The sequence below is a fragment of the Croceicoccus hydrothermalis genome (assembly GCF_022378335.1).
Classification (GTDB): Bacteria; Pseudomonadota; Alphaproteobacteria; order Sphingomonadales; family Sphingomonadaceae; genus Croceicoccus; species Croceicoccus hydrothermalis.
The window spans coordinates 1-8,734 of record NZ_JAIQCI010000045.1 but is presented as its reverse complement, the minus strand read 5'-3'; the positions used below and the strand labels follow the sequence as shown (position 1 = coordinate 8,734).

The 8,734-nt window shown below is 54.0% G+C and carries 8 protein-coding genes and 1 pseudogene; 7 read left to right on the top strand and 2 right to left on the bottom strand.

Features of this window, described 5'->3' with window-relative positions; all coding sequences use genetic code 11:
- Nucleotides 1-888: hypothetical protein (locus tag K4G67_RS15825; RefSeq protein WP_239807252.1), on the bottom strand; the 888-nt coding region annotated here is incomplete at its 3' end.
- 337 nt (nucleotides 889-1,225) lie between these two features.
- Nucleotides 1,226-2,407 (bottom strand): glycosyltransferase, encoded by a 1,182-nt coding sequence (locus tag K4G67_RS15820; RefSeq protein ID WP_239807251.1) that lies wholly within the window; start codon nucleotides 2,405-2,407, stop codon nucleotides 1,226-1,228.
- Between the two features lie 253 nt (nucleotides 2,408-2,660).
- Between K4G67_RS15820 and K4G67_RS15815 the strand changes: the two genes are divergently transcribed.
- The 7 genes and pseudogenes from K4G67_RS15815 to K4G67_RS15790 form a co-directional block, all read left to right on the top strand.
- Nucleotides 2,661-2,879 carry a hypothetical protein gene (locus K4G67_RS15815; protein ID WP_239807250.1) on the top strand — a complete coding sequence of 73 codons (219 nt, stop codon included), beginning with the start codon at nucleotides 2,661-2,663 and terminating at the stop codon, nucleotides 2,877-2,879.
- Between the two features lie 90 nt (nucleotides 2,880-2,969).
- Complete coding sequence (locus K4G67_RS15810; protein WP_239807254.1) at nucleotides 2,970-4,166, top strand: glycosyltransferase; 1,197 nt, start codon at nucleotides 2,970-2,972, stop codon at nucleotides 4,164-4,166.
- A gap of 242 nt (nucleotides 4,167-4,408) precedes the next feature.
- Complete coding sequence (locus tag K4G67_RS15805) at nucleotides 4,409-5,563, top strand: glycosyltransferase family 4 protein (RefSeq protein ID WP_239807249.1); 1,155 nt, start codon at nucleotides 4,409-4,411, stop codon at nucleotides 5,561-5,563.
- On the top strand, nucleotides 5,560-6,603 hold the full coding sequence (locus tag K4G67_RS15800) for a glycosyltransferase family 4 protein (protein WP_239807248.1): 1,044 nt from the start codon (nucleotides 5,560-5,562) through the stop codon (nucleotides 6,601-6,603). The genes K4G67_RS15805 and K4G67_RS15800 overlap by 4 nt, the downstream gene beginning before the upstream one ends.
- A gap of 184 nt (nucleotides 6,604-6,787) precedes the next feature.
- A complete protein-coding gene (locus K4G67_RS15795; RefSeq protein ID WP_239807247.1) occupies nucleotides 6,788-8,137 on the top strand; it encodes a UDP-glucose dehydrogenase family protein in 1,350 nt (449 codons plus the stop codon).
- Nucleotides 8,138-8,349: 212 nt separating this feature from the next.
- A pseudogene (locus K4G67_RS17810) lies at nucleotides 8,350-8,529 on the top strand (transposase); the annotation flags it as partial.
- Nucleotides 8,530-8,606: 77 nt separating this feature from the next.
- A partial coding sequence (locus K4G67_RS15790; RefSeq protein ID WP_239807253.1) for a transposase occupies nucleotides 8,607-8,734 on the top strand: 128 nt, incomplete at its 3' end.

Here is an 8,734-nt window from a genome sequence, read left to right as displayed (position 1 = left end):
CCAGCCTTCCAACTTGCGGATAAACTTCTCGCTCACCTCGCCCTGTCCGAAAATAAGGCAGTTCAACGATATATCGCAGGTGTCGCCTTTTCGGCATCCAACCAGATTGCTGGCTTCTGGGTTAGCGGAATAGCTGTAACGCAGGTCGGGGTGCGAATGGCGGGTATGCGGTTTTCCGCCGAGACGTGCATAAAGTTTACCATTATGGCGACCGAACGTCCCAATGTTCCAAGATGTGCCGTCCGTTACAACATTGTCACATTCAATTTTGACGGTGTTGCGCTCGGCATCAATGAAGGTTCCATCGCTGTGTACGTTGCTGATGATCGTGTCCCATCGCGCGCGAAATTGGCCATTCTTGTACTCTACGAGCGGCATGTTTCGGTTCTTGCCGCCGCCCATCGCCATGCCACCAATCATGACCTCCTTGTTTTTCTTGGGATCGTCGACGCGAAAAATGCTTATTCCCCATCTGGTGAGTGACGGCCCAACCGCGCCCATTCCCTTGTAGGCAAGAAGGTCCTGTTTCGAATGATTGAAGTCAATGCTGTCGATGTCCACGGCCGGACGCCTGCCGGGATCGTCCTGCTCGAGAGGTTTGTCCGAAAAGATACTGGGCACATACCCAGCGCCATCTTGAAATCCCTGAGCAAGCATCACCTCAGGTAAAATGGAAAAGACATGAAGTTGCGGAAAAGCGGTCGGCTCCCAAGGATCGTCAATGGCTGGCCGGCGGGCGGCGATAGTCCTGACCTTGCCGTCGCCCATATCGAATTCATACGCGACTTCATCTTGCAAGGTTTCGACGAGGCTGCTGATTGCGGGACCCACAAACTGGCTCCAGGCAACGACGCCCTGCTTGCGATAGAGGATTTTGAAAAGCGTCATGGGCCGCTGTCCTTTTGCCGATGGGATTAGATCGCGATGGTTCGGTACGACGAATGGCTGATTGCGTGCACCCCTTCACAACCACAGGCATCATTGTCAGGAGATCATGAACTTAAACCAGACATTTAAAACCCGGCACATCGGTTTTGTCGGTAATGTAGCCGTCAAGCGACATGTTCGAAGACAGGACCCACGGCTCATACCGTGTGCAATCCAGTAGGATGCCAATGAAAGAGAAAACAATCCCCTTCCTGCAATTCAGTCATGCCTGCAGACTAAGCGTATCATCTATGGCTACGGCAAGTTTGCATCCAACTTCTGCCCGGGGCAATAAATATCAATAGCGGTTCTTAAGAGTGATATTCCGCTTTAAAAAAGACGCAGCCTGTATGGGCCAGTCTTTGAAATCACCCACGCAAGATGCTTGCAGTTTGGCATAAAATTTTTCGTATTTTTGAGCAAGCCTGTCAATCGAGAAGTGGGTTTCGAAATATTCTTTCGACAAGCTCGCCAAAGCACTTTCTTTTTCTTCTTTTTTAGCTTCCTTTATAATTTCCGCACGATTCGCCTCTTCAGACAAATCAACGGTTACACGCTCCGAAAAATTCGCAGCAAATGCTGCGTCGAACGTTTGCGGCGTAATGAGTATCGGTAAATCTTGATCGGCAGATGGGCAAAGCATGACCTTGCCAAGGCTTGCCGCTTCCATGAAAGAGCGACCGGTACCGACAACCCAGTCGGCGGCGCCGTTCAACTCTTTTGCATTATGCGCCAGCTCAGGATCAGAAACGAGGCGATCTTCTTCCGGCAAGATCGCCTTTATGCGCTCCATGCTCCCCGCATCGGAAGCATGGCCCAGAATAACAACCTGGCATTTAACGCCTTGCGACCGTAATAGCTTCCCCAGGGAAAGCGTCTGGCGGATTGACCGTTCGAAATAGGGGTGAATGCGGCTGATCCGCAGGATTACCAATGCCCCAGGGGTTATGTGTTCGCGAAAAAGTGACAATCGCTCCTCGGGGCTGGTCACCGCCCTGACCCTGTTTGCGATCAGAGCCAGATTTCTATCGTCGCGCGCAAAAGCATCGCGGAAATGCTCCTGCAGCTCTGCGGAATACACCACCAGATTGCGCACGAACGGAAAATGGCGCCAACCTTTGGGCGCTTTGCCTCCGCATAATGTATGGGCATAGTAGGTTCGTGATAACAACGCAGCGATGCGCCCAAACAAAGATGCATTCATGTCAAACCCGTGAATGACATCCGGTTTGAATTCACTGATCAATGTTCTAAACTGCGGCAAGAACATTGCTGTCTTGCGGGCGTTCACGGGGATAAAGTCGCAAACGCCGCTTTCCCAACGGGACAGGACCGGAGATGGACGGTCCCCGATACAAACCACTCGAACCGCGTGACCTGCCTCCGCCAATGCTTCGGCCGTGGCGAGAACGCTGTAATAGTGACCGCCGATGCCCGTATTCATCTTGCTGAAATTGCTTATGAGCAGGATCACTCGCATTCACATTTCCTCTGAAAGACAGCGCACCCACTCATAAGACGATGGCGGCGTAAATGCCAGAATTCGGCAATTGGGCTTAACGTCTGGCGTTCTACATCAGGCGTCAACGCGCGATAGCACCATTTGCAACGCGACTAGGGAGCGAGACTTTTCGGACATACGCAAAACATGCAAAGACCTCAACGGATCATGCCGGCCCGGCGCCCCTCCAACTCGCGTTTGCGTATTCCCAATCGTCTCTCACGTTAAAATAATGATGAAAACTGCTGCGAATAATCTGTTCTCCGTCGCTTCGCAGCGAGCAGGTATGCAATCCGCATTAGCCATGCTCGCTGCAACATTTGTCTCAGCGGTCTTCTCGAAAATAGAGGTATCAATGGCAGTCAGGATATTTCTAAAAGCTACGCTTGCCTTGTCAAAATCAGATAAAAACCTTAAAACTCGATATGGCAAAAAACCTCCGCCAGCATGACACGGGTATGTCAAATTTTCTTGCTGGAAAATCTAACATTTAAGGAACATCAGCGTGCAGCCCCTTACCATCGCGCATGTGCAAACCCGAATGAACCGTGTTGGGGGATGTGAAGAAAACACTTGGGCAAGCTGTGTCCACCAGGCCGAAAGCGGGAATGACGTTCACCTGGTTTGCGGTCAGAACTCCGATATCGATTTCTATCGCAATCGGCATCCGCAGGTGACTGTCCACCATGTCGAGGAAATGGTGTGGAACATATCGCCGGTCGCCGATTGGGCGGGCGTGAGAGCGCTCAAGAAGCTTTTCCAACAAATCGGCGCCGATGTTATCCATACGCATTCGAGCAAAGCGGGCATTCTTGGCAGAACCGCTGGTAAAATGGCGGGCGCCTCGGCGCTTATCCACGGCGTTCATATTCTACCGTTCAGCAATGTCAGTACGCGCGAGAAGCTAACCTATCTTGCGGTGGAGCATGCTGCGGCGGCGGTCACCGATCATTTCATCCATGTCAGCGAGGGCACAAAGCAGTCCTATCTCACCCATGATATCGGTCAGAACAAGCCGCACAGCGTTGTGCGTTCGGGCATGGAAATCGAAAAGTTTTACGATGCACCCAGGCCGGCCGACGCGCAGGCACTGATCGGTACGTCCGATCGGGCAAACCGGCCCGTCGTCATCCTTATGATGGCAGTTTATGAGGCGCGGAAGCGCCATGCGGAATTCCTGCGCGAGTTTGCGCGCATGATCCAGCCGGATGATAATATTCGCGTGCTGTTCGCCGGCGACGGGTCGGAGCGTGGCAATCTGGAGGCGATGATATCGGATCTGGGACTGCGCGATCGGGTCGAATTGCTTGGGTATCGCAATGATCCCGAACGGCTTGTCGCGCTTAGCGACATGAGTATTCTTTGTTCGTTGCGGGAGGGATTGCCACGAGTCATCGTGCAAAGCTTGGCCGGTGGCAAGCCCGCGGTGGTGAGCCCGTTCGAAGGGATCGAGGAAATCATCGCGCAGGACAGGAACGGGATCATTGCCGCGACAAGCGACGCCGAGGCCGTTGCACGCGAGGCGGTAAAACTCGCACGCGATCGCGAGCGGTTGGCACGCTATACGATCGGAGCGGAGCAGTCGCCGACGAGCGATTGGGCGTTTTCCAGCATGTTTGCGCAGCTCGACGCCGCTTATGCCGAATGCTTGGCCTCTCCACGCGTTGCAAAACGCATGCGCAAGAAATACGGAACAGGCGATAATACCGTGCTTCGACAGGCTGTGGGCGAAAACTAAATTGTGCGGAATACTGACGCACTTACGGCTTCGCGAAGAGATTCAAAGCGGCTGTCAAATCGGCGTTGAGGTCTCACTTGCGACCGCCTAAGCGTAGAATTGCCTATTGAGGCCTTATGAGCGAACTGTAATGTCAGGACGTAACCGGTCGACCCGACGGCCAGTCGGCGAAATACTTTACCGAGATATGCCTGCCAGCACGCCATGTTGATCAATTTTTATTTCATTTGGAGCGAACTGGCATGATCGTGATGGCTATATGTCATTATGACGATACCAACAGCAGCGGCGGCTTGGATAAACAAGCCAGATTGCTTTCTCGTACGATGCAGGCGGCCGGTACGGATGTCATCATGCTTGCCAGCACGCGCAAATGGTCGCGGGCCGGATGGACAATCGATGAGGGGGTGCGCGTCCGCTATTTCTGGACCTATGCCAGTCCGCAAGTTTCGGGACGATACCTACCTGCTGCGTTGATATGGGCATTCCAGATTTTGCTCTGGGTCTTCTTGAACAGGCGCATCATCGATGTTTTTCATTGCCACCAGATTCGCATTCATGCCTTCGTCGCAGCAATAGCGAGCAAATTTTTCAAAATACCGTCATTGCTCAAATCGGCGACCGGCGGTGAAGGCGCCGACATAAAGGCAATTGGTTCACGCAAATATTTCGGTGCGGTCGGCAGGCGGTTCGTCGCTAAGAACGTCACCTGTTTCGTTGCTACGACCGCTGCGATCAAACAGGATCTTACCTCGCATGGCGTCAACGAGGCGAAGGTGGCGCTGATCCCAAACGGATTGGTATTACCGACCCGCAAAAGTAGCCGCGAACGCGACGCGACGCGTGCTTCGAAGGCGCTTTTTCTCGGTCGGCTTGCGGATGACAAGAATGTGGTGACGCTTGCCGATGCGGCGATCAGCTTGGGAAATTCTTCTAGGCTTACGGTCGATATCTGGGGCAAGGGACCCTTGCAGAATAGGCTTGAAAACACAATCGAGACTGCCCCCGCAAGCAGCCACGTGCATTACCGTGGATTTTCCAGCGATCCGAGCCAGCTGCTCGAAAGATACGGATATATCCTCATTGCCTCTTCGGCCGAGGGACTTTCGAACTCTATGCTCGAGGCGATGGCGCACGGTGTAGTCCCTCTCGCTACCCAAGTCAGCGGATGTATCGACCATATCGAACCAAACGTGCGAGGCTTTTTCTTTGAAAATAGCGATCGTGAGGCTTTGCTGGCCGGCCTTCGACAAATTTCAGAGGTAGACGATAGGCATTGGGCGGAAATGTCGCGAAATGTCGAAGCCTATGCTTATGAACATTTCGACATTCGCAACGTCGTCAATTCCTATCTGATACTCTACGACAAACTGAACGTGCAGAAAGTTAAAGCATGAAGGTCGTAATTTCCAGCTATACGTTCTTTCCCGATATTGGCGGTGTTTCGACCAATGTATCCATTCTGGCGACGGCCTTCAGCAGGGCCGGTCACGACGTAACGGTGGTTACGCTGACGCCCGGCCCGGTGGACGGGTTCGAATTTGAGATCGTCCGGCAACCCAATACCTCCGAGCTAACGAAACTATACAAAACTGCCGATATACTGATTTTGTCCAATCTCTCTTTGAGATTGCTTTATCCCCTACTCTATATTCGGCGGCCCTTTGGTCTGCGTCATCATTCCGAAAGCGCGTTCGGCCTTTCAAAATCATTGTTCTCCTTCGATATCCTCCGGCGCTGGATCATGGCGCGAGCACATCATTTCGTGACCAGCAAATATATCGGGCGGGTTAGCGGTTTACCTGAATACACGGTCACCTCGCCGTTCGCCAATACGCTGCATATTAAGCAAGATATCATCAAGGATCCGACAGAACGGAGCGGCGCCTTGTTTGTCGGGCGGGTCGAACCTGAAAAAGGCGTGAATTATTTACTCGATCGATGGCCATTGATTCAGGAGACGCTCGGCGTCGAGGAGTTGCGTATCGTAGGTGACGGCTCGCTTGCCGGCGAGGTTCAGAAACGAATCGATAGCGGGCTAAAGAACGTTACTTTCGTCGGTCGCCTGGAAGGCGATCAAACCGCCAGAGAGATGGGCAGAGCGGCTTATATCATTGTCCCCTCGCTCTGGCAGGAACCCTTTGGTGCCGTCGCCTTAGAAGCCGTCGCCGCAGGAGGTATTTCCATTGTCGCAGATCGGGGGGGGCTGAGCGAAGCCGCCGGTGAATTGGGCATCATGTACGATCCCGATGACGACAAATCGTTCGTTCTAGCGCTCAATACCGCACGCGAGACGCGCAACAATCTGCTTTCCGGTCCAGAAGCCTGGGCGGCCTATCGGCTGCAGGTTCAGCGACACCTCGACAGGTTTGAGCCTGCGAACGTGGTGCAGACCATCATCGAGACCATGGCGCCGGACCGGGGCAAAGTGGCGTAAGGCGTACACCCAAATAAAAGGCAATTTTTAAAGCGCCCATTTTGAAACGTCTTCAATCTGAAAGTTGTGCACTGCAGCAAGCGATGGTAGCAACCAGCCCAGATTTCGACGTGCGAATGCGTTTTGGGCTCAAACCAAAGCGATCATAAGCATTAAAAATACTTCTTAAAGTCAGGGAATTGGCATGAAAATCACAATGATTGGTACGGGATATGTCGGACTGGTTTCGGGCGCTTGTTTCTCCGATTTCGGGCACGACGTGGTTTGCGTCGACAAGGATGCACGCAAGATCGATCTCCTTCATGAAAATGTTATGCCGATCTACGAGCCAGGTTTGGCCGAACTGGTTTCGTCCAATGTGAAGGCTGGACGGCTCTCCTTCACCACGGATCTTGTCGAGGGTGTCAGGGATGCCGACGCCGTTTTCATCGCGGTGGGTACGCCTTCGCGTCGCGGGGATGGCCATGCCGACCTGTCCTACGTGTTTGCAGCAGCGCGCGAAATCGCTGAAAATCTTACCAAGCCGACGGTGATTGTGACCAAGTCGACCGTGCCGGTTGGCACTGGCGACGAAGTAGAGCGTATCATCGCCGAAGTCGCTCCGCAGTCGGGCGCGAAGGTCGTCTCCAATCCCGAGTTTCTTCGCGAAGGTGCGGCGATCGAAGATTTCAAGCGCCCCGACCGCGTTGTTGTGGGCTGCGAGGATGCGGGTGCCGAGGAAGTGATGGCGGCGATCTACCGTCCGTTGTCGCTCAACCAGGCTGCGCCGGTCATGTTCACCGGTCGCCGTACGGCTGAGCTGATCAAATATGCGGCAAACGCATTTCTGGCGGTGAAGATCACGTTCATCAACGAAATCGCCGATCTGTGTGAGCAGGTCGGCGCAGATGTGCAGGAAGTGGCGCGAGGTATTGGATCCGATGGTCGGATCGGCGGCAAGTTCCTCCATGCCGGCCCGGGTTATGGCGGTTCTTGTTTTCCGAAAGATACGCTGGCGCTGATGAAGACCGCAGCGGACAATGAAACGCCGCTCCGGATCGTCGAGGCGACAGTTCAGGTCAACGATGCCCGCAAGCGTGCTATGGGCCGCAAGGTCATTCGGGCAATGGGCGGGGAAGTGCGCGGCAAGACCGTCGGTGTCCTTGGTCTAACCTTCAAGCCGAACACTGACGATATGCGCGACGCACCCAGCGTTGCGGTGATTGCCGCCCTGCAGGACGCAGGCGCCAAGGTCCGCGCCTATGATCCCGAAGGGCTTGAGCAGGCACGACCGATGTTGACCGATGTGGAATTCGCCGAAGGTCCGTACGAAACGGCCGAAGGTGTCGACGCATTGGTGATCGTGACCGAATGGGACGAGTTCCGGGCGCTCAACCTCGATCGACTGGCCAAGATTATGACCAAGCCGCTAGTGGTCGATTTGCGCAATATTTATCCGCGGGCGGAAGCCGAACGCGCTGGTATCGAACTGCACAGCATCGGCAAGCCCCGCAACGATAAGACAATGCCGCGTCTGACTGCTGAAGCGATCTGATGCGTTCACAGTGTAATGAAATCGTATTGAATATGTTCGGGGCGCTCCATCGGGGCGCCCCAGTTTTCTTCACCACAACTTTGTTCCGGCAACAATTTTAACCACCATTTGTACATTTCTCACGTGCGAATTGTTCTACGCTAAGGACCCGTTAAATCGATTGTGCGGGAGGCAGTAGGTTGATTCGGTAGCGACATCGGGGGGCGCTGCTGATCTGCTTGTTGTGGTTGTTGAGCGAGGCACGAATGCGCCGCATCGAGCCGTATTTCCCAGTGTTGCACGGCATTCCGCAGGTCAATGACCGCCGGATCGTCAGCTGCATTATCTCCATGATCAGGAACGGACTGCGCTGGCGCGATGCATCTACTGCCTATGGTCCTCACAAGACGATCTCTGGCATAAACTCATAGGAATCCCTTGAGGATTATGGCTGCGCGTGATTCACGGTTCTCCGAGCTTGGAGGGCAGGATGGCGCGGCGATGGTACGAACCGACAGATGGGGAATGGGCGATCATCGCGCCTTTGTTGCCCGACAAGCCGCGCGGTGTTCCCCGGGTGGATGACCGGCGGGTGCTTAACGGAATCATGTGGCGCTT

Excerpts from the sequence above, each read along its gene's own strand:
- K4G67_RS15820 (WP_239807251.1), bottom strand. The coding sequence starts at position 2,407 with ATGCGAGTGATCCTGCTCATAAGCAATTTCAGCAAGATGAATACGGGC.
- K4G67_RS15815 (WP_239807250.1), top strand. The coding sequence starts at position 2,661 with ATGATGAAAACTGCTGCGAATAATCTGTTCTCCGTCGCTTCGCAGCGA.
- K4G67_RS15810 (WP_239807254.1), top strand. The coding sequence starts at position 2,970 with ATGAACCGTGTTGGGGGATGTGAAGAAAACACTTGGGCAAGCTGTGTC.
- K4G67_RS15805 (WP_239807249.1), top strand. The coding sequence starts at position 4,409 with ATGATCGTGATGGCTATATGTCATTATGACGATACCAACAGCAGCGGC.
- K4G67_RS15800 (WP_239807248.1), top strand. The coding sequence starts at position 5,560 with ATGAAGGTCGTAATTTCCAGCTATACGTTCTTTCCCGATATTGGCGGT.
- K4G67_RS15795 (WP_239807247.1), top strand. The coding sequence starts at position 6,788 with ATGAAAATCACAATGATTGGTACGGGATATGTCGGACTGGTTTCGGGC.